The sequence below is a fragment of the Bacillus sp. AY3-1 genome (assembly GCF_008368785.1).
GTDB classification, from domain to species: domain Bacteria; phylum Bacillota; class Bacilli; order Bacillales; family Bacillaceae_G; genus Bacillus_A; species Bacillus_A wiedmannii.
In genome coordinates this window covers 37,231-58,249 of record NZ_QORZ01000033.1, presented here as the reverse complement: position 1 = coordinate 58,249, position 21,019 = coordinate 37,231, and the positions used below count along the sequence as shown (strand labels likewise).

The 21,019-nt window shown below is 37.2% G+C and carries 24 protein-coding genes and 2 other annotated features; all 24 genes read left to right on the top strand.

Features of this window, described 5'->3' with window-relative positions:
• Positions 1-220: 220 nt before the first annotated feature.
• The 24 genes from ctsR to DN389_RS26750 all read left to right on the top strand — a co-directional run bounded on the left by ctsR (position 221) and on the right by DN389_RS26750 (position 20,910).
• Positions 221-682, top strand: coding sequence for a transcriptional regulator CtsR (ctsR, locus tag DN389_RS26865; protein WP_001244556.1), 462 nt, complete (start codon positions 221-223; stop codon positions 680-682).
• A gap of 173 nt (positions 683-855) precedes the next feature.
• Complete coding sequence (locus DN389_RS26860) at positions 856-1,404, top strand: protein-arginine kinase activator protein McsA (protein WP_000128404.1); 549 nt, start codon at positions 856-858, stop codon at positions 1,402-1,404.
• 4 nt (positions 1,405-1,408) lie between these two features.
• A complete protein-coding gene (locus DN389_RS26855) occupies positions 1,409-2,473 on the top strand; it encodes a protein-arginine kinase McsB (protein ID WP_000050829.1) in 1,065 nt (354 codons plus the stop codon).
• 22 nt (positions 2,474-2,495) lie between these two features.
• Positions 2,496-4,931 (top strand): ATP-dependent protease ATP-binding subunit ClpC, encoded by a 2,436-nt coding sequence (gene clpC / locus DN389_RS26850; protein WP_000971181.1) that lies wholly within the window; start codon positions 2,496-2,498, stop codon positions 4,929-4,931.
• Positions 4,932-5,027: 96 nt separating this feature from the next.
• Complete coding sequence (gene radA / locus DN389_RS26845; RefSeq protein ID WP_001085205.1) at positions 5,028-6,404, top strand: DNA repair protein RadA; 1,377 nt, start codon at positions 5,028-5,030, stop codon at positions 6,402-6,404.
• A 3-nt stretch (positions 6,405-6,407) separates the two neighbouring features.
• On the top strand, positions 6,408-7,481 hold the full coding sequence (gene disA / locus DN389_RS26840; RefSeq protein ID WP_000392165.1) for a DNA integrity scanning diadenylate cyclase DisA: 1,074 nt from the start codon (positions 6,408-6,410) through the stop codon (positions 7,479-7,481).
• Between the two features lie 161 nt (positions 7,482-7,642).
• Positions 7,643-8,746, top strand: a complete 1,104-nt coding sequence (locus tag DN389_RS26835; RefSeq protein ID WP_000919686.1) for a PIN/TRAM domain-containing protein — start codon at positions 7,643-7,645, stop codon at positions 8,744-8,746.
• Between the two features lie 16 nt (positions 8,747-8,762).
• Entirely contained in the window at positions 8,763-9,443 is a 681-nt protein-coding gene (gene ispD / locus DN389_RS26830) for a 2-C-methyl-D-erythritol 4-phosphate cytidylyltransferase (RefSeq protein ID WP_149237772.1), read from the top strand.
• A 115-nt stretch (positions 9,444-9,558) separates the two neighbouring features.
• Positions 9,559-10,035: a 2-C-methyl-D-erythritol 2,4-cyclodiphosphate synthase gene (gene ispF / locus DN389_RS26825; RefSeq protein WP_000488386.1), complete on the top strand. Its 477-nt coding sequence runs from the start codon at positions 9,559-9,561 to the stop codon at positions 10,033-10,035.
• An 89-nt stretch (positions 10,036-10,124) separates the two neighbouring features.
• Entirely contained in the window at positions 10,125-11,582 is a 1,458-nt protein-coding gene (gltX, locus tag DN389_RS26820) for a glutamate--tRNA ligase (RefSeq protein ID WP_000415158.1), read from the top strand.
• 47 nt (positions 11,583-11,629) lie between these two features.
• Positions 11,630-11,876 (top strand) — a binding site (T-box leader).
• 147 nt (positions 11,877-12,023) lie between these two features.
• Complete coding sequence (gene cysE, locus DN389_RS26815; protein WP_000476500.1) at positions 12,024-12,689, top strand: serine O-acetyltransferase; 666 nt, start codon at positions 12,024-12,026, stop codon at positions 12,687-12,689.
• The gene (cysS, locus tag DN389_RS26810; protein WP_098190939.1) at positions 12,670-14,067 is read left to right on the top strand and encodes a cysteine--tRNA ligase; all 1,398 of its coding nucleotides are present in this window, start codon (positions 12,670-12,672) and stop codon (positions 14,065-14,067) included. The genes cysE and cysS overlap by 20 nt, the downstream gene beginning before the upstream one ends.
• Before the next feature lie 2 nt (positions 14,068-14,069).
• Complete coding sequence (locus tag DN389_RS26805; RefSeq protein ID WP_000564263.1) at positions 14,070-14,477, top strand: Mini-ribonuclease 3; 408 nt, start codon at positions 14,070-14,072, stop codon at positions 14,475-14,477.
• A complete protein-coding gene (gene rlmB, locus DN389_RS26800) occupies positions 14,474-15,217 on the top strand; it encodes a 23S rRNA (guanosine(2251)-2'-O)-methyltransferase RlmB (protein WP_149237771.1) in 744 nt (247 codons plus the stop codon). Before DN389_RS26805 ends, rlmB begins: the two co-directional genes overlap by 4 nt.
• A gap of 3 nt (positions 15,218-15,220) precedes the next feature.
• Positions 15,221-15,733 carry an NYN domain-containing protein gene (locus DN389_RS26795; protein WP_000997888.1) on the top strand — a complete coding sequence of 171 codons (513 nt, stop codon included), beginning with the start codon at positions 15,221-15,223 and terminating at the stop codon, positions 15,731-15,733.
• A gap of 67 nt (positions 15,734-15,800) precedes the next feature.
• Positions 15,801-16,460, top strand: coding sequence for an RNA polymerase factor sigma-70 (locus DN389_RS26790; RefSeq protein WP_000387198.1), 660 nt, complete (start codon positions 15,801-15,803; stop codon positions 16,458-16,460).
• A 128-nt stretch (positions 16,461-16,588) separates the two neighbouring features.
• Positions 16,589-16,735, top strand: a complete 147-nt coding sequence (rpmG, locus tag DN389_RS26785) for a 50S ribosomal protein L33 (protein WP_002070160.1) — start codon at positions 16,589-16,591, stop codon at positions 16,733-16,735.
• A 32-nt stretch (positions 16,736-16,767) separates the two neighbouring features.
• Positions 16,768-16,947, top strand: coding sequence for a preprotein translocase subunit SecE (gene secE / locus DN389_RS26780; protein WP_001241321.1), 180 nt, complete (start codon positions 16,768-16,770; stop codon positions 16,945-16,947).
• Between the two features lie 131 nt (positions 16,948-17,078).
• Positions 17,079-17,612 (top strand): transcription termination/antitermination protein NusG, encoded by a 534-nt coding sequence (gene nusG / locus DN389_RS26775; RefSeq protein ID WP_000415794.1) that lies wholly within the window; start codon positions 17,079-17,081, stop codon positions 17,610-17,612.
• A 167-nt stretch (positions 17,613-17,779) separates the two neighbouring features.
• Positions 17,780-18,205, top strand: a complete 426-nt coding sequence (gene rplK / locus DN389_RS26770) for a 50S ribosomal protein L11 (protein WP_001085872.1) — start codon at positions 17,780-17,782, stop codon at positions 18,203-18,205.
• Positions 18,206-18,381: 176 nt separating this feature from the next.
• Positions 18,382-19,074, top strand: coding sequence for a 50S ribosomal protein L1 (gene rplA / locus DN389_RS26765; RefSeq protein WP_002096939.1), 693 nt, complete (start codon positions 18,382-18,384; stop codon positions 19,072-19,074).
• Between the two features lie 49 nt (positions 19,075-19,123).
• Positions 19,124-19,267, top strand: a sequence feature (ribosomal protein L10 leader region).
• 39 nt (positions 19,268-19,306) lie between these two features.
• Positions 19,307-19,807 (top strand): 50S ribosomal protein L10, encoded by a 501-nt coding sequence (gene rplJ / locus DN389_RS26760; protein WP_098190937.1) that lies wholly within the window; start codon positions 19,307-19,309, stop codon positions 19,805-19,807.
• 67 nt (positions 19,808-19,874) lie between these two features.
• On the top strand, positions 19,875-20,234 hold the full coding sequence (gene rplL / locus DN389_RS26755) for a 50S ribosomal protein L7/L12 (RefSeq protein ID WP_000159737.1): 360 nt from the start codon (positions 19,875-19,877) through the stop codon (positions 20,232-20,234).
• 76 nt (positions 20,235-20,310) lie between these two features.
• The gene (locus DN389_RS26750; RefSeq protein ID WP_149237770.1) at positions 20,311-20,910 is read left to right on the top strand and encodes a class I SAM-dependent methyltransferase; all 600 of its coding nucleotides are present in this window, start codon (positions 20,311-20,313) and stop codon (positions 20,908-20,910) included.
• The last annotated feature ends 109 nt before the right edge of the window (positions 20,911-21,019 follow it).

The following is a 21,019-nucleotide window of genomic DNA, read 5'->3' as shown; positions in this document are numbered from 1 at the left end:
GACGTCGCCAAGCAACTAAACACGAGTCAAATGACTCGTGTTTTTTCGTGTTTTCTTTTATAATCCATAGTAATTAAAAAATGTGTTTAAATAATTATTATTTTGATTAAATACAGGGGAATGTGGCTAGGATAGTAAATAAGCAAAAGAGTTGCAAATTTTATTAATACGTATATAATTAAAGTCAAAGATAGTCAAAGTCAATAAAGGTGGCGGATAAATGAGAAATATATCTGATATCATTGAGCAATATCTAAAGCAAGTTATTGACTTAAGTAATAATAATGTGATTGAAATCAAAAGAAATGAGATTGCGGATCGATTCGAGTGCGTACCATCTCAAATCAATTATGTAATCAATACCCGTTTTACGATAGAAAGAGGATTTGTAGTAGAAAGTAAACGTGGTGGAGGAGGTTACATTCGCATTATAAAAGTCAAACTGCATGACGATATAGACATGATCGATCAAATGCTTCATATGATTGATCATAGCGTTGCGCAAGGGAATGCAGAGAGTATGATTATACGTTTAATAGAAGAGGGAATCATAACAAATCGTGAAGCTAAACTTATGTTAAGTGTACTAGATCGTTCTGTATTATCAATGGATGTTCCTTCTCGAGATGAACTTAGGGCTCGAATATTATGCGCAATGTTAAGAACACTGAAATATAAATAAATATAGCTTTTGTAAAAGAATAATAACTAAGAGATAAGGCAGTTAAATATTGTAGAGGTTTTGAAAAAAGAACACGCACTTTTATTTAAACAAGTAAAGGAAAGTGAACAATCTAGTAATGTATGAAAAGTACTATCAGATAGATCGTTCCTATTGTAAAGGTGGGGATAGTGATGACTTGTCAAAACTGTAATATAAGACCAGCAACTTTACATTATACAAAAGTAATCAACGAAAAGAAGACGGAAGTTCATCTTTGTGAGCAATGTGCAGAACAAAGTGGCTATACGTCTTTCTTTCAATCACCGCAGTCTAACTTTTCATTCCATGATTTATTTGCTGGGTTATTACACGGTGAATCAACAATGTTTGAAGAAGGACAAAACGGGCTTTCGAATACAAGTATATTAAGGTGTCCAGATTGTAAGATGACATATGAGCAATTTACAAAGGTGGGACGGTTTGGGTGTGCTTCTTGTTACGATACATTTAAGGAACATTTAAAGCCATTATTAAAACGTCTGCACGGTGGACATACAGATCATTGTGGAAAAATTCCGGAACGTATAGAAGGAAATCTTCACTTAAAGAAAGAATTAGATGAACTAAAACTCATTCTGAAACAATACGTACAGAAAGAGGAGTTTGAGAAAGCTGCTGAAGTAAGGGATAATATTCGAGGTCTTGAAAATCAGCTTAGTGAGCATAGAGAGGGGGAATAGTTCTATGTCACTGGACAAAATTATGAATGAAGCGATTAGTCCATGGATGAAGGGGGATGGCCCTGATTCTGATATTGTTTTAAGTAGTCGAATTCGTTTGGCTCGTAATTTTAAAAAATATCAATTCTCTACTATGCAAAACGAAGAAGAAGCTAGACAGATTCATGAATTATTTAAAAAGGAATTTATAAATAAAACGGTAGAACCTTTTGGAGATTTTGAACTATTAAAAATGAATGAATTAACGCCTCTTCAAAGGAGAGTATTAGTTGAAAAGCATTTAATTAGTCCTAACCTTGCAGGAACAGAATATGGAGCATGTCTATTATCAGAAAGCGAACATATTAGTGTTATGCTTAATGAAGAAGACCACATTAGGATACAGTGCTTATTTTCAGGGTTACAGTTATCAGAGGCCATTCAAAGTGCCAATCAAATAGATAATTGGATAGAGGAAGAGGTTGAATATGCTTTTGATGAATCACTTGGATATATAACGAGCTGCCCTACTAACGTTGGTACAGGATTGAGGGCTTCCGTAATGATTCACTTACCGGGACTCGTTTTAACGAAAAGAATTAGCCGCATTATACAGGTAATTCAAAAATTAGGGTTAGTAGTAAGAGGAATATACGGTGAAGGTAGCGAAGCGTTAGGTAATATATTTCAAGTGTCAAATCAAATGACGCTAGGAAAATCTGAAGAAGATATTATTGCAGATTTAAAAAGTGTCATTCAACAAATCATACAGCAAGAAAAATTGGCTAGAGAATTAATTGTACAAAATTCAAGTATTGAGCTTGAAGATAAGGTTTATCGCTCTTATGGCATACTAGCAAACAGTCGGTTAATTCAATCTGCAGAAGCGGCCACTTGCTTATCAGATGTACGACTTGGTATTGATTTAGGATATATAAAAGGTGTATCGAGAAATATTTTGACTGAGCTAATGGTTCTTACACAACCAGGCATTTTACAACAATATGCAGGCGGACCTTTAGGACCAGAAGAAAGAGATTATCGAAGAGCAACCTTAATCCGTGAGCGATTACGTATTGAAAAAAACTAAGCGCAAGTAGGAGGCGATTTCTATGATGTTTGGAAGATTTACAGAAAGAGCACAGAAAGTATTAGCTTTATCTCAAGAGGAAGCAATTCGTATTGGGCATAATAATATTGGAACAGAACACATTTTACTTGGGCTTGTACGCGAAGGGGAAGGAATTGCAGCAAAAGCGTTAATTGCTCTTGGGTTAAGTCCAGAGAAGGTTCAAAAAGAGGTAGAAGCGTTAATTGGACGCGGAACAGAAGCTTCTCAAACTGTACATTATACACCGCGTGCTAAAAAGGTTATTGAGTTGTCTATGGATGAAGCTCGTAAATTAGGTCATTCTTACGTTGGAACAGAACATATCTTACTTGGTTTAATCCGTGAAGGTGAAGGTGTAGCAGCACGTGTTTTAAATAACTTAGGCGTTAGCCTAAATAAGGCAAGACAACAAGTATTGCAACTTCTTGGAAGTAATGAAGCAAGTTCAGGTCACCAAGGTGGTTCTTCAACGAATGCAAATACACCGACACTGGATAGCTTAGCACGTGATTTAACAGTTGTTGCACGTGAAAATCGTCTAGATCCTGTTATCGGTCGTGGTAAAGAAATTCAACGTGTAATTGAAGTTTTAAGCCGTAGAACAAAAAACAATCCTGTATTAATTGGAGAACCTGGTGTAGGTAAAACGGCAATTGCAGAAGGATTAGCACAACAAATTGTAAATAATGAAGTTCCTGAAACATTAAGAGATAAGCGTGTTATGACACTAGATATGGGTACAGTTGTAGCTGGAACGAAATATCGTGGTGAATTTGAAGATCGTTTAAAGAAAGTTATGGATGAAATCCGTCAAGCTGGAAACATTATTCTATTTATTGATGAACTTCATACATTAATTGGTGCAGGTGGAGCAGAAGGTGCAATTGATGCATCGAACATTTTAAAACCATCTTTAGCACGCGGAGAGTTACAATGTATCGGGGCGACAACCTTAGATGAATATCGTAAATATATTGAAAAAGACGCGGCTTTAGAAAGACGTTTCCAACCAATTCACGTTGATGAGCCAAGTTTAGACGAATCAACTCAAATCTTGAAAGGTTTACGTGATCGTTACGAAGCGCATCACCGTGTATCTATTACAGATGATGCAATTGATGCAGCTGTAAAGCTTTCAGACCGCTATATTACAGATCGTTTCTTACCAGATAAAGCAATTGATTTAATTGATGAAGCTGCTTCAAAGGTTCGCTTACGCTCTTATACAACACCACCAAATCTAAAAGAGCTTGAAGTAAAACTTGAGGAAATTAGAAAAGAAAAAGATGCAGCTGTGCAAAGTCAAGAATTTGAAAAAGCTGCTTCCTTACGTGATATGGAACAACGCTTACGTGAAAAGTTAGAAGATACGAAGCGTCAATGGAAAGAGCAACAAGGAAAAGAAAACTCAGAAGTGACAGTAGAAGATATTGCAAATGTCGTTTCTACGTGGACTCGTATACCGGTTTCTAAACTTGCACAAACAGAGACTGATAAATTATTAAACTTAGAATCCATTCTTCACAACCGTGTTATTGGTCAAGATGAAGCGGTAGTAGCTGTAGCGAAAGCTGTTCGTCGTGCTAGAGCAGGATTGAAAGATCCGAAACGTCCGATTGGTTCATTTATTTTCTTAGGACCAACAGGTGTAGGTAAAACAGAACTAGCAAGAGCATTAGCAGAATCTATGTTCGGTGATGAGGATGCAATGATTCGCATCGATATGTCTGAGTACATGGAGAAGCATTCGACTTCTCGTTTAGTTGGATCTCCTCCAGGATATGTTGGATATGAAGAAGGTGGACAATTAACAGAAAAGGTTCGCCGTAAGCCATATTCAGTTGTCCTATTAGATGAAGTAGAGAAAGCTCATCCTGATGTGTTTAACATTTTACTACAAGTATTAGAAGATGGTCGCTTAACGGATTCTAAAGGGCGTACAGTTGATTTCCGTAATACAATTGTTATTATGACATCTAACGTTGGTGCAGATGCGTTAAAACGTAATAAACATCTTGGATTTAACGTACAAGATGAGAGCCGCGATTATTCAGATATGAAAGGTAAAGTAATGGATGAACTGAAAAAGGCATTTCGTCCAGAATTCTTAAACCGTATTGATGAAATTATCGTGTTCCATATGCTTGAGAAAAAACATATTCAAGAGATTGTAACACTTATGGTGAATCAGTTAGTGAAGCGCTTAAAAGAGCAAGAGATTGAATTGCATTTAACAGAAGGAGCGATTTCAGCCATTGCTGATAAAGGATTTGACCGAGAATATGGTGCTCGTCCGCTTCGTAGAGCAATTCAGAAACATGTAGAAGATAGACTATCGGAAGAACTTTTAAAAGGTGCTATTGAGAAAGGACAAAAAGTTATCTTTGATGTTGAAGGGGAATCATTTGTCATTCATAGCGCTGAAAAGGTAAAATAAGTATAGACAAACTAAGAGGGCTACGAGATAGCCCTCTTTCTTGTACGAGAAGGATAAACTGTTTATAGATGAAAGTGAAGTGAAATATAAAACGATATGGCTAAAAAGAAAACAAAATTCACATGTCAAGAGTGTGGTTATCAGTCACCAAAATATATGGGGAAATGCCCTGGTTGTGGTCAATGGAATACGCTTGTTGAAGAGATGGAACCGGTTGTATCATCAAGACGGCTTAATTATGCCAATGCAATTCAATCGGAAGTAACAAAACCAAGACGCCTAACAGAAGTAGAAACAAAATCTGAGGCACGTATTGAAACGAAATTCCAAGAGTTTAACCGTGTACTTGGTGGTGGGATTGTAGATGGATCCTTAGTACTTATTGGTGGAGACCCTGGGATTGGGAAATCAACATTGTTATTACAAATTTCATCGCAATTAGCAGATTCTTCATATGATGTACTATACATATCAGGTGAGGAGTCAGCAAAGCAGATTAAACTTCGTGCAGATCGTTTGCATGTAAAGGGTAGTAATCTATTTGTTGTAGCAGAAACTGATCTACAGCGAATTGCAGCGCACATTGAAGAGATGAATCCAGCTTTTGTTGTTATTGACTCTATTCAAACGATACATTTACCTGAAGTGACGTCAGCCCCAGGAAGTGTAGCGCAAGTACGTGAATGTACAGCGGAATTAATGAAACTTGCAAAAACGAAAGGAATTCCTATTTTTATCGTCGGACATGTAACAAAAGAAGGGGCAATTGCAGGACCTCGTATGTTAGAACATATGGTCGATGCAGTTCTTTACTTTGAAGGAGATCGTCATCATACATATCGTATCTTGCGAGCTGTGAAGAATCGTTTTGGTTCCACGAATGAAATGGGTATTTTTGAAATGAAAGAGCTTGGTCTTGCGGAAGTCTTAAACCCTTCTGAAATTTTTCTTGAGGAAAGACCCGTTGGAGTCGCAGGATCAACAGTAGTTGCCTCAATGGAAGGAACAAGACCGGTTTTAGTAGAAATACAAGCATTAATCTCCCCTACTAGTTTTGGAAACCCTCGAAGAATGGCGACGGGAATTGATCATAACCGTGTATCGCTTATTATGGCAGTGCTAGAAAAAAGAACAGGTTTATTATTGCAAAACCAAGACGCATATTTAAAAGTAGCAGGTGGTTTGAAGTTAGATGAACCAGCAATTGATTTAGCTGTGGCTTTAAGTATTGCTTCAAGTTTTAGAGATAAATCTACGACACCAACTGATGCAGTAATAGGAGAAGTAGGATTAACTGGAGAAATAAGAAGAGTATCAAGAATTGAACAACGTGTACAAGAAGCAGCTAAATTAGGATTTCAACGTGCTATTATTCCTAGAAAAAATTTGGGGGGATGGACAATTCCGGATGGGATTGAGGTAGTAGGTGTATCTAATTTAGGGGAAGCGCTTCGTTTGACATTAGGAGGCTAGGCTATGGAAGAAAACAAGCAACGTGTCAAAAGCATGATTAATATTTTACAGCTCGTGGCCCCAGGAACACCACTGCGCGAAGGGATAGATAACGTGCTTCGCGCACAAACAGGGGGACTAATTGTTCTTGGGTATAATGAACAAATTAAAAGTATTGTTGATGGGGGATTTCACATTAATTGTGCATTCTCTCCTGCTAGTTTATACGAATTAGCAAAAATGGATGGGGCACTTATTTTAAATGAAACTGGAAGTAAAATTTTAATTGCAAATGCACAGTTAGTTCCAGAGGCATCTATTGATTCTATTGAAACAGGTATGCGCCACCGGACGGCAGAGCGTGTAGCAAAGCAGACAGGTAGTCTTGTTGTGGCTATTTCACAAAGACGTAACGTAATTACACTATATCAAGGGAATTTACGTTATACACTAAAGGATATAGGTGTTATTTTAACAAAGGCAAACCAAGCTATTCAAACGTTAGAAAAATATAAGGCTGTATGGAATGATGGTATTACGAATTTGGGCATTCTAGAATTTGAAGAAGTCGTTACAATGTCCGAGGTGGTTCATGTGTTACATAGTGTTGAAATGGTACTGCGGATTAAAAATGAAATATTGAGCTATATTCATGAGCTAGGAACGGAAGGTAGGTTAATTCGTTTACAACTTACAGAACTACTAGCTGATTTAGAGGCAGAGGCAGCGTTATTAATTAAAGATTATTATCAAGAAAAAACACAAGACCATCATCAAATTTTGAAAAAGTTACAAGATCTTGCGAATACACAACTTCTAGAGGATAGCGATTTAGTTAAATTGCTTGGCTATCCAGGACAAATGAGTTTAGAAGAAAGTGTGACGCCGAGAGGATACCGAATCACAAGCAAAATTTCGCGCGTTCCGCCACTTATCATTGAAAATTTAATTAATCGATTTAAGACTTTGCAAGGTGTTTGTCGAGCAACTATTAATGAATTGGATGATGTGGAAGGAATTGGAGAAGTCAGGGCGAAGAAAATACGAGAAGGCCTAAAAAGAATCCAAGAGCATCTCTATATGAGTAGACACAATTAAGAATATTACATTGATTCCATAATATAACGACACTAGAACATTTTTGGTATATGATATGGTATATTGGTAAATAAAACTATTTATAAAAAAAACACGTCCGCTTTTGCATTCGGCGTTTTGATTAGCGAAACAATGGTTAATAATGAGTAGGAGGTGGTTCGATGTTAAAACGGATTGTACAGCTCTTCTTTCTAGTAATTGGCGGAGCGTTAGGGATTTACTTAATCCCAAAAGTTATTAATGTATTAGACATCGGTGCTGTTCCATTATTGGAAGGATCGTATGTTCGTGCAATTATTGGTGCAATTATTTTATTTTTAACAACATTTTGGCTTGTAGATTATATTGTTCAACTTATTAAGCATATTGAAGAGGCTCTTGTAAAGGCGCCTGTAGCGGATGTTTTATTTGGTACATTAGGGTTAATCTCTGGTCTTATTGTTGCATATTTAATTTTAATACCAATTCGTGAATTTACAATTCCAGTTATTAGCACAGTGTTGCAAGTGTTCTTTACTCTTTTACTTGGATATTTAGGATTCCAAGTAGGGTTTAAAAAGAGGAATGAATTGCTAGGATTATTTACATTACCACAACGTGGGAAGAAGAAAAATAATAATAGTGAGAATGAAGAAACTGAGGTAGAAGAATCTACAACTCATTGGAAAATTCTCGATACGAGTGTAATTATCGATGGGCGTATTGCTGATATTTGCCAAACAAAGTTTTTAGAAGGAACAATTGTGATTCCACAATTCGTGTTAGAAGAACTTCAGCACATTGCCGATTCTTCTGATGCTTTAAAGCGTAATCGTGGTCGCAGAGGATTAGATATTTTAAATCGTATTCAAAAAGAGATGCCGATTCCGGTAGAAATTTATGAAGGCGATTTCGATGATATTCAAGAAGTGGATAGCAAACTTGTAAAGTTGGCGAAAATCACTGGTGGAACGGTAGTAACGAATGATTTCAATTTAAACAAAGTTTCTGAATTACAAGGGGTAACGGTGTTAAATATTAACGATTTAGCTAATGCAATTAAACCTGTTGTACTCCCAGGTGAAGAACTGAGTGTTTATGTTGTCAAAGATGGAAAAGAACAAAATCAAGGTGTTGCATATTTAGATGATGGCACGATGATTGTAGTAGAAGATGGTCGAGAATATGTAGGTTCACAACTCAATGTGCTTGTTACTAGTGTGTTACAAACATCGGCTGGGCGTATGATTTTCGCTAAACGTAAATTATTAGAAAAAGCATTATAAGTAGAGGATTATTAATATGTATACATTAATTATTCCAGCAGCTGGTCAAGGTAAGCGGATGGGTGCTGGTAAAAATAAGTTGTTCTTACTTATTAATGGAGTACCGATTATTGTGCATACGTTACGTGCTTTTGAAAAAGATAAAGCGTGCAAAAGTATTATTATGGCAATTAACGAAGAAGAACGTCCGTATTTTGAAGAATTAATGCAGAAGTATCCAATTGAAAAGCCAGTACAATTTATTCAGGGCGGAGCCGAAAGACAAGATAGTGTATATAACGCCATTCAGCATACTAGAAATGTTGAGTATGTTCTTGTACATGACGGCGCGCGTCCATTTGTAACGAACAAAGTGATTCAAGATGTATTAACTGCAGCGGAAAAATATGGAGCTTCCATTTGTGCGGTACCAGTGAAGGATACAGTTAAGAAAGTAGAGCAGGGTATCGTTGTCGAAACGGTAGAAAGATCTCAGCTTAAAGCTGTACAAACACCACAAGGGTTCGTTGTTTCTCTTTTGTTAGAAGCTCATAGAAGTGCAAAACAGGGTTGTTTCCTTGGTACAGATGATGCAAGCCTCGTAGAACGTATCGGGAAGCAAGTAGGTGTAGTAGAGGGGAGTTACTATAATATTAAAGTGACGACTCCAGAGGATTTATTAATTGCTGAAAGTTTCCTTCATGTTCAAAAGAAATGAAAGTGATGATTATAGCGAAAAAAAGCTCGGCAACAGCCGGGCTTTTCTTTATAAGGATAGCGATATAATATAGAATTATAAAGCTCTGTAGTTTAGCTTAAGGAGGATGTAAAAAATGTTTCGAATTGGACAAGGTTTTGATGTGCATGAGTTTGCGGAAGGTAGACCGTTAATTATTGGTGGAATTACAATTCCTCATGAGAAAGGATTAATTGGTCATTCAGATGCAGACGTATTGTTACATACGATTGCAGATGCATGTTTAGGTGCAATTGCAGCTGGGGATATTGGAAAGCATTTCCCTGATACAGATCCTGCTTTTAAAGATGCTGATTCAGCTGTATTGCTGCAAAAGGTTTGGGAATTTGTACGTGAACAAGGTTACGAGTTAGGGAATCTAGATTGTACAATTATTGCTCAAAAGCCAAAGATGGCACCACATATTGAAAGTATGCGTAAACGTATTAGTGAACTATTAGAAACGTCTATTGACAATATCAATGTAAAAGCAACAACAACAGAAAAATTAGGATTTACAGGTAGAGAAGAAGGAATTGCTTCTCAAGCAGTTGTTTTATTACAGAAAAAATAATGGTTTTTAATTCGTAAGATGGATAATCACATTTTTTTGGTGTACAATTATAGAATGTGTTGACATTAAGAATGGAAGGTGTACCAATTATGGAAAAGCAAGTGAGAGTGCGCTATGCGCCAAGTCCAACAGGACACTTACATATCGGAAATGCGCGTACGGCATTATTTAATTATTTATTTGCTCGTCATCAAGATGGTAAGTTTATTATTCGTATTGAAGATACTGATGTGAAACGTAATGTTGCTGGTGGAGAAGAAAGCCAATTAAAATACTTGAAATGGCTCGGTATGGACTGGGATGAAGGTGTTGATGTTGGTGGTGAATTTGGACCATATCGTCAAACAGAGCGTTTAGATATTTATAAAAAATTATATGAAGATTTATTAGAACGCGGTTTAGCTTACAAATGTTATATGACAGAAGAAGAGCTAGAAGCAGAGCGTGAAGGACAAATCTCTCGTGGTGAAACACCGCGTTATGCTGGAAACCACCGTGATTTAACTGAGGAGCAAATGAAGGGATTTGAGGCTGAAGGCCGCATTCCGAGTATTCGTTTCCGTGTACCGGTTGATCGCGACTACACGTTTAAAGATATCGTAAAAGATGAAGTTGCATTCCATTCAAATGATTTCGGTGATTTCGTTATCGTGAAAAAAGATGGAATTCCAACTTATAACTTTGCGGTAGCAGTAGATGATCACTTAATGGAGATTACACATGTACTTCGTGGTGATGATCATATTTCAAATACGCCAAAACAAATGATGATTTACGAAGCTTTCGGTTGGGATATTCCGCAATTTGGTCATATGACTTTAATTGTAAACGAAAGCCGTAAAAAGTTAAGTAAGCGTGATGAATCTATTATTCAATTTATTGAGCAATATAAAGAGCTTGGATATCTTCCAGAAGCAATCTTTAACTTTATTGCACTATTAGGTTGGTCGCCAGTAGGAGAAGAGGAAATCTTCTCTCAAGATGAGTTTATCAAAATGTTCGATGCAGCTCGTTTATCAAAATCGCCTGCATTATTTGATTCTCAAAAACTAAAATGGATGAACAACCAATATATGAAAAAGCAAGACTTAGATATGGTGGTAGAGTTAAGTTTACCGCATCTAGTGAAAGCTGGACGTATAGGTGAAACTTTAAGTGAACAAGAACAAGCTTGGATTCGTGATGTAATTGCGTTATATCATGAACAAATGAGTTTTGGAGCTGAAATTGTAGAGCTTTCTGAAATGTTCTTCAAAGATCATGTTGATTATGAAGAAGAAGGACAAGAAGTATTAAAAGGTGAACAAGTACCAGAAGTACTTCGTGCATTTGCGGGTCAAGTAGAAGCCCTAGAAGCGATGGAACCAGCAGCAATTAAGGCGGCTATTAAAGCAGTGCAAAAGGAAACAGGTCATAAAGGTAAAAACTTATTTATGCCAATCCGTGTTGCAACTACTGGTCAAACACATGGCCCAGAGCTTCCTAATGCTATTGCACTTCTTGGAAAAGAAAAAGTTTTAAATCGTCTTCAAAAAGTAATTGGTTAACATTTTCTAGATTTAGAAATATAATAAGTATACTTAAAACCTAATAAGGAAAAGCGACGAGAAGGAGAAGTAGAAAATCAGGCTTTTTACAGAGAGAACCACCTTTAGGCTGGAAGTGGTTTATAAGCGGATTTTTGAAATGCCCCTTCGAGTCTTCTGCTGAACAGCGAATTGTTTTGTGAAACGTCTTAGGGCGTAAAGTAAGCAGAAGCGGTGTACACCGTTATCATAGATGAGTTTGAGGCTTTTTTTAGCCTAAACAGAGTGGAACCGCGCTTATAAGGCGTCTCTGTCAATATGACAGAGGCGTCTTTTTTTATACCGTAAAAGTGGATATGAGTATAAGTTTTATCCCTGTGTATAAAGATTTAGGGGGATAAGTAGGGAGTAAAGGGAGTTAGTTCACTCGAAAAAGCAGCCCATAAAGGGGAGGGAACATCGATGTTTAAGAGGCTTCGGGAAGATATTGAAGTCGTTTTTGAACAGGATCCAGCGGCAAGAAGTTATTTCGAAGTCATTTTGACTTACTCTGGATTACATGCAGTTTGGGCCCATCGAATTGCACATGCTTTTTATAAAAAGAATTTCTTCTTTATTGCACGTTGGATCTCACAAGTTAGTCGTTTCTTTACTGGTATTGAGATTCATCCAGGAGCAACAATTGGTCGTCGTTTTTTCATAGACCATGGAATGGGGGTTGTAATTGGAGAAACGTGCGAAATTGGTGATAATGTAACGATCTATCAAGGTGTTACATTAGGTGGTACGGGTAAAGAAAAGGGGAAGAGGCATCCTACAATTCAGGATAATGTACTAATTGCAACAGGTGCTAAAGTACTAGGTTCTATTACAGTTGGAGAGAATTCTAAAATTGGAGCAGGGTCTGTCGTATTAAAAGAAGTGCCTGCACATTCTACAGTTGTAGGTATACCTGGCCGAGTCGTTATTCAAAATGGAGTAAAGATCGGTCAAGAATTAAATCATTCTGACCTTCCAGACCCAATTTTTGATAAGTTAAAGGTCATGGAAGTAGAACTTGATAAATTGAAAAAACAACTTGAAGTAAAGGTAGAAAGGAAGGATAAAAATGACTATTCACATTTATAATACGTTAACGCGTCAAAAGGAAGAGTTTACTCCATTAGAAGAAAATAAGGTAAAGATGTATGTGTGTGGACCTACAGTTTATAACTATATTCACATTGGGAATGCAAGACCACCTATGGTATTTGATACGGTACGCCGTTATTTAGAATATAAAGGGTATGATGTGCAGTATGTATCTAACTTTACTGACGTAGATGATAAATTAATTAAAGCAGCAAATGAATTAGGTGAAGATGTGCCGACAATTGCTGACCGTTTCGTTGAAGCGTATTTTGAAGATGTAACGGCACTAGGTTGCAAACATGCAACAGTTCATCCGCGTGTAACGGAAAATATGGATATCATTATTGAGTTTATTCAAGAACTTGTGAATAAAGGATATGCATATGAATCAGAAGGTGATGTGTACTTTAAAACGAAGGAATTTGAAGGATACGGTAAATTATCGCATCAACCAATCGCCGACTTACGTCACGGTGCGCGCATTGAAGTAGGAGAAAAGAAACAAGACCCTCTTGATTTTGCTTTATGGAAAGCTGCGAAAGAAGGAGAAATCTTCTGGGAAAGCCCTTGGGGGAAAGGTCGTCCAGGCTGGCATATTGAATGCTCAGCAATGGCGCGTAAATACTTAGGAGATACAATCGATATTCATGCTGGTGGTCAAGACTTGGCATTTCCTCATCATGAGAATGAAATTGCGCAGTCTGAGGCATTAACAGGAAAAACATTTGCACGTTATTGGATGCACAATGGATATATTAATATTAATAATGAGAAGATGTCTAAGTCACTGGGGAACTTCATTTTAGTTCACGATATCATTAAACAATATGATCCACAGCTAATTAGATTCTTTATGCTATCGGTACATTACCGTCACCCAATTAATTTCAGTGAAGATTTACTACAAAGCACAAATAATGGACTGGAAAGAATTAAAACGGCTTACGGTAATTTAAAACACCGTATGGAAAGTAGTACTGATTTAACAGATCATAATGAGAAATGGTTAGCGGAACTGGAAAAATTCCAGACTGCATTTGAAGAAGCAATGAATGATGACTTCAACACTGCTAATGCAATCACTGAGTTATATAATGTAGCAAATCATGCAAATCAATATTTACTGGAAGAACATACGTCTACAGTTGTAATTGAAGCATACGTAAAACAACTTGAAACATTATTTGATATTTTAGGGTTAGAATTAGCGAAAGAAGAGTTGCTTGATGAAGAAATTGAGGTACTTATTCAAAAGCGCATTGAAGCTCGTAAAAATCGTGATTTTGCGTTATCGGATCAAATTCGCGATGATTTAAAAGACCGTAATATTATTTTAGAAGATACCGCTCAAGGTACAAGATGGAAAAGAGGATAAGAATGATTGATGCAAAGCAATTAAACAGCTTAGCGTTAGCATATATGGGTGATGCGGTATATGAACAATATATCCGCTATCACCTACTTCAAAAAGGGAAAGTTCGTCCGAATCAATTGCATCGATTAGGGACAAGCTTTGTTTCGGCAAAAGCACAGGCGAAAGTTGTTTATCATTTATTAGAGACAGCATTTTTAACAGAGGAAGAAGAGGCGGTACTAAGAAGAGGGCGTAATGCAAATTCAGGTACTGTCCCGAAAAATACTGATGTACAAACATATCGATATAGTACAGCCTTTGAAGCGCTAATTGGCTATCATCACTTATTAAATAATCGTGAAAGATTAGACGAAATTGTATATAAGGCAATTGCTGTTTTAGAAGAAAAGGAAGGGGGCACATCATCATGAGTAGTGAATATATTATCGGACGTAACCCTGTAATTGAAGCGTTACGCTCAGGAAGAGATATTAATAAAATTTGGATCGCGGAAGGTGCTGCCAAAGGACAGATACAAATTGTACTAGCACTAGCGAAAGAAAATAAGATTATTTTACAACATGCACCAAAGAAGAAGTTAGATCAATTAGTTGAGGGGAACCATCAAGGTGTAATTGCTCAAGTGGCTGCATATCAATATGCTGAGCTAGAAGATCTATTTAAAGTGGCAGAGAAGCGTAACGAAGATCCGTTCTTCTTAATTTTAGATGAAATTGAAGACCCGCATAACCTAGGTTCTATTATGCGTACTGCGGATGCAACAGGAGCTCATGGAATTATTATTCCGAAAAGAAGAGCTGTGGGACTTACTGCATCAGTTGCGAAAGCATCGACTGGAGCAATTGAATATATTCCTGTTGCACGTGTAACGAATTTATCTCGTACAATCGATGAATTAAAAGAACGTGGACTTTGGATTGCTGGTACAGATGCAAAAGGGAAAACGGATTACCGTAATTTAGATGGTAAAATGCCAATTGGATTAGTAATTGGAAGTGAAGGAAAAGGTATGAGTCGTATTATTGGTGAAAAATGTGATTTCTTAATGACTTTACCGATGGTCGGTAAAGTTACATCCTTAAATGCTTCAGTAGCCGCAAGTTTGTTAATGTATGAGGTATATCGTAAGCGTCACGAAATTGGTAAATAAAAAATGAACGATATTTTAATCGTTGACGGTTACAACATTATCGGAGCTTGGGGAGACTTGAAGAAACTACGGGATGTAGATTTGCAATCATCAAGAGATGCACTGATTGATAAGATGGCGGATTACCAAGGATACACAGGTACAAAGGTAATGATAGTTTTTGATGCTTATACAGTCCAAGGTATTGAAAAAAAGATGAAACAATCGCGTGTGGAAGTCATATTCACGAGGAAGAATCAAACTGCAGATGAAAAGATAGAGCAGCTTGCGATTGAGCTTAGAAATATAAATACGCAAATATATGTTGCGACTTCTGATTATACGGAACAATGGGTTATATTTGCGCAAGGTGCTCTTCGGAAATCTGCACGTGAATTGGAGTTGGAAGTACAAGCGATGGAGCAACAAGTAAGAAGGCGTACACAAGACACAAAAGAAAAGCAACCCGCCATGCGAAAGATATTTAGTAAAGATATTACAGAAAAATTAGAAAAATTAAGAAGAGGAGAGCGTTGAAGCATTGACGCTCTTTATCTTTTTACTGTATAATATTGCTAAATAAATAGCGGTCGGAGGGATCAAGGTGGAAGCAGGCTTCGTAAGTGTAGGCGACGTTACATTTCGTGATTTAGAGGATGAGGCAATCGTTGAGTTAGTTCGAAAAGGTAATACTGACGCTCTAGAATATTTGATTCACAAATATAAGAACTTTGTTCGCGCGAAATCAAGATCTTATTTCTTAGTGGGTGCCGATCGAGAAGATATTGTTCAAGAAGGTATGATTGGATTGTTTAAAGCGATTCGTGATTATAAAGAGGACAAGCTGTCTTCATTCAAAGCATTTGCTGAACTGTGTATCACTCGGCAAATTATTACCGCTATTAAAACAGCAACAAGGCAAAAACATATTCCGTTAAATTCATATGTGTCTTTAGATAAGCCGATTTATGATGAGGAATCTGATCGGACATTATTAGATGTTATTTCGGAAGCGAAGGTAACGGATCCTGAAGAAATGATTATAAGTCAGGAAGAATATACAGACATAGAATCTAAAATATCTGAATTATTAAGCGATTTAGAAAGAAAAGTGCTTTCTTTATATCTAGATGGTCGTTCTTATCAAGAGATTTCGGAACAGTTAAATAGACATGTGAAATCTATTGATAACGCTTTACAGAGGGTGAAGCGGAAATTGGAACGATATATGGAAATGAGAGAGAGTACCACTTTAAATTCATAACAAATGCTACAGGTGTAAAAAATCACCTGTTTTCTTTTTGTAGAGAGTGCAAAAGGCATGTCATTGACATTGTCTTTTGTTGTATGATACATTTTTAGGGACATAATGTTACAAGGTTGGTGTAACTAATGAGAAAAAAAGTTGTACTCTCATGTGAAGAGTGTAAAAATCGAAACTACTCTACGATGAAAGATACGAGCTCAGTAGAGCGACTTGAAATAAAGAAGTTTTGTAAAACATGCAATCAGCATACAGTTCACAAGGAAACAAAATAAATAATTGAAATAATACACTGGAGGTCCCGTAGATGCGTTTAACGAACTTTTTCGGCGATGTAGGTCGCGAAATGAAAAAAGTAAGTTGGCCTAAAAAAGATGAATTACTCCGTTCAACAGCGACTGTTATCGCTACAGTTGTCTTCTTTGCGATTTTCTTCGCAGTGGTTGATATGGGCATTTCTTCTTTAATTCGGTTAATTCTTGGTTAATTCTTGAATAAGAAGCACTTATCCATGATATAATGTTATTTATAAGAACTGTGTAAAAGCCCGGTGAACGGGTTTTTTCATTTGCGCAAAAAAATGTACGTCAGGGAGGGAAGGACGCTCGTCCTAAATGAATGGAAAAAAGTTGGTATGTTGTCCATACTTATTCTGGATATGAAAATAAAGTAAAAGCAAACCTAGAGAAACGTGTAGAATCAATGGGTATGCAAGATAAAATTTTCCGTGTTGTTGTCCCGGAAGAAGTAGAAGTAGAAATGAAAAACGGTAAAGAAAAATTAATGAAAAGAAAAGTGTTCCCAGGTTATGTATTAGTAGAGTTAATCATGACTGATGACTCTTGGTATGTTGTACGTAACACGCCAGGTGTAACTGGGTTCGTTGGTTCTTCTGGTTCTGGATCTAAACCATCACCTCTATTAGAAGAAGAAGTGGTTACCATTATGAAGCATATGGGAATGGACAACGAAGTGGTTGATTTCGACTTTGAACTTCATGAGACAGTGCGTGTAAATGAGGGGCCATTCGCAGATTATACAGGTGCTATTGAAGAAATTGATGTGGAGAAGAAAAAGGTTAGCGTGCTTGTGGACATGTTTGGTCGCGAGACTCCAGTTGAGCTTGACTTCCATCAAATTGAAAAATTATAAAATGAAACTTGAAATGAATTGTAAAAAGTGATAATATCTTTTAAGTCAGTACGTCTTCGTTATCGGAGACGTTTTTTGAAAGATTTTATCCTTACAGATAAAATATGACGTGGGAGGGCAAATCACTGTCCAATTGACCACATCACGGACTTAAGGAGGTGTGTCTCGTGGCTAAAAAGGTAATTAAAATGGTAAAGCTTCAAATTCCTGCAGGTAAAGCTAACCCAGCTCCGCCAGTTGGTCCAGCATTAGGACAAGCAGGTGTTAACATCATGGGCTTCTGTAAAGAGTTTAACGCTCGTACAGCTGATCAAGCTGGTCTTATCATCCCTGTTGAAATTACGGTATTTGAGGACCGTTCATTCACTTTCATTACTAAAACTCCTCCTGCTGCTGTTCTTCTTAAGAAAGTAGCTGGTATTGAGTCTGGTTCTGGTGAACCAAACCGTAATAAAGTGGCAACTGTTAAGCGTGATAAAGTACGCGAAATCGCTGAAACTAAAATGCCTGACCTAAACGCTGCTAGTGTAGAAGCTGCAATGCGTATGGTTGAAGGTACTGCACGCAGTATGGGCATCGTTATCGAAGACTAATTCGATTTGTTTTTAAAAAAGGTTGCGGGTCTGGAATTCCAATTCGCAACCTTTATTATCGTAAATGATTATCGTTTTTAAATAAATGGATGGCGCGCATCCTCAGGTTATACCTGAAAATAAGCGTAAACGTGGGAGGTTATTCCGCTAAAACCACATTCGAGGAGGAAATAAAAATGGCTAAAAGAGGTAAAAAGTACGTAGAAGCTGCAAAGCTTGTTGATCGTGCAACTGCTTACTCTGCAACAGAAGCAGTAGAATTAGTAAAGAAAACAAACACAGCTAAATTTGATGCGACTGTAGAAGTTGCATTCCGTTTAGGTGTTGACCCTAAGAAAGCTGACCAACAAATCCGTGGTGCAGTTGTTCTTCCACACGGTACTGGTAAAGTACAACGTGTATTAGTATTCGCTAAAGGTGAAAAGGCTAAAGAAGCTGAAGCTGCTGGAGCTGACTTCGTAGGCGATGCTGATTACATCGGTAAAATCCAACAAGGTTGGTTCGATTTCGATGTAGTAGTAGCAACTCCTGACATGATGGGTGAAGTTGGTAAACTTGGTCGCGTATTAGGACCTAAAGGTTTAATGCCAAACCCTAAAACTGGAACAGTTACTTTCGATGTAACTAAAGCTGTTAACGAAATCAAAGCTGGTAAAGTTGAATACCGCGTTGATAAAGCTGGTAACATCCACGTTCCAATCGGTAAAGTATCTTTCGAAGATGCTAAATTAGTAGAAAACTTCGGAACAATTGCTGACACTTTACAAAAAGTTAAGCCAGCTGCTGCAAAAGGTACTTACATGAAGAACGTAACAGTTGCTTCTACAATGGGACCTGGCGTACGTGTAGACGTTTCTACATTAGCGTAAAATTTGGAAGTTGACTTCATAAAGAAGTTTTTATATAATCATTTATGTTGTGAATTTAATTAGTGTACCGTAGACAGTAGGTGTCAATAGACTTAATTTCCTACCTAGGTGTTAATATACGAAACGGAAATTTTTTCTGTGACTATATGCCTCCATGTCTACAAGTTGGGCATGGAGGTTTTTAGTGCACTTTCGGTACATCTTCTATATAATCTACAGGAGGTGTAATAACATGAGCAAAGTAATCGAAACTAAACAACAAGTTGTAAATGAAATCGCGGACAAACTTCGCGGAAGTAAATCTACAATCGTTGTTGACTACCGTGGTTTAACAGTTTCTGAAGTAACAGAATTACGTAAAAACTTACGTGAAGCTGGCGTTGAGTTCAAAGTTTACAAAAACTCTTTAACTCGTCGTGCTGCAGAGTCTGCTGAAATGGCTGAGTTAAACGAATTCTTAACAGGACCAAACGCAATCGCGTTCAGTAACGAGGATGTAGTTGCTCCTGCGAAAGTATTAAACGACTTCGCTACAAAACATGAAGCTTTAGAAATTAAAGCTGGTGTAATCGAAGGTAAACTTGTAACACTTGATGAGGTTAAAGCTATCGCTACTCTTCCATCACGTGAAGGCTTACTTTCTATGCTTCTTAGCGTTCTTCAAGCTCCAATCCGTAACCTTGCACTTGCTACTAAAGCAGTTGCAGAACAAAAGGAAGAGCAAGGCGCTTAATTTTTTAAAAGATAATTACTTGTTATCTATAAAACAATACAAACCTATTTAAGGGAGGATATTTACAATGACTAAAGAACAAATCATTGAAGCAGTTAAATCTATGACTGTATTAGAACTTAACGACTTAGTAAAAGCTATCGAGGAAGAATTCGGCGTAACTGCTGCTGCTCCTGTAGCTGTAGCTGGTGGCGCTGGTGAAGCTGCTGCTGAGAAAACTGAATTTGACGTAGTACTTGCAAGTGCTGGCGCTCAAAAAATCAAAGTTATCAAAGCTGTACGTGAAATCACTGGTCTTGGCTTAAAAGAAGCTAAAGAATTAGTTGACAACACTCCAAAAGCAATCAAAGAAGGCGTTTCTAAAGAGGAAGCTGAAGAAATGAAAGCTAAACTTGAAGAAGTTGGCGCTGCTGTAGAAGTTAAGTAATTAACTTTTGATGCTTTAAAAAAAGCTCGCTCTCATGCGAGCTTTTTTTTTAACTGTAAAGAAAAGAGGTGGCCATATGGCAGACCATTATTTTTCTAACGACCCTTCTAGTAAAAGTGATCGTAAGCGATGGGAATTTACACTTCGTGGATCTCGATTTACTTTCTTATCTGACCGTGGGGTGTTCTCGAAAAACGAAGTGGACTTTGGTTCTCGTCTTTTAATTGAAGCGTTTCAAGTGCCAGATATTAAAGGTGATATATTAGACGTAGGTTGTGGATATGGACCAATTGGTTTATCGTTGGCGAAAGAGTTTCAAGACCGTAAAGTTCACATGGTGGATGTGAATGAAAGGGCGCTTGAGCTTGCGAAAGAAAACGCCGCTAACAATAGAATTGGAAATGTACACATTTTTCAAAGTAGCGTCTATGAAAATGTAGATGGTATGTATGCTGCTATTCTATCTAATCCTCCAATTCGTGCAGGTAAAGATATCGTGCGTGAGATTTTAGAAAAGGCTGTAGAGTATTTAGTTCCAGGTGGAGAGTTGTGGATTGTTATTCAAAAGAAGCAAGGTGCACCATCTGCGCTGAAGAAACTAGAGGAAGTATTTTCTGAAGTCGAAGTTGTAGAAAAGAAAAAAGGATATTATATCATAAAATCAAAAAAACGTTGACGGTTATTTTTGGCTATGTTAACATTATACAATGCCAATATATGATTTTCTGCGTTGAGAAAGATGTATATTTTTGTTTCTCTTGGAAAAGATAGTAAAATCAGCAGAT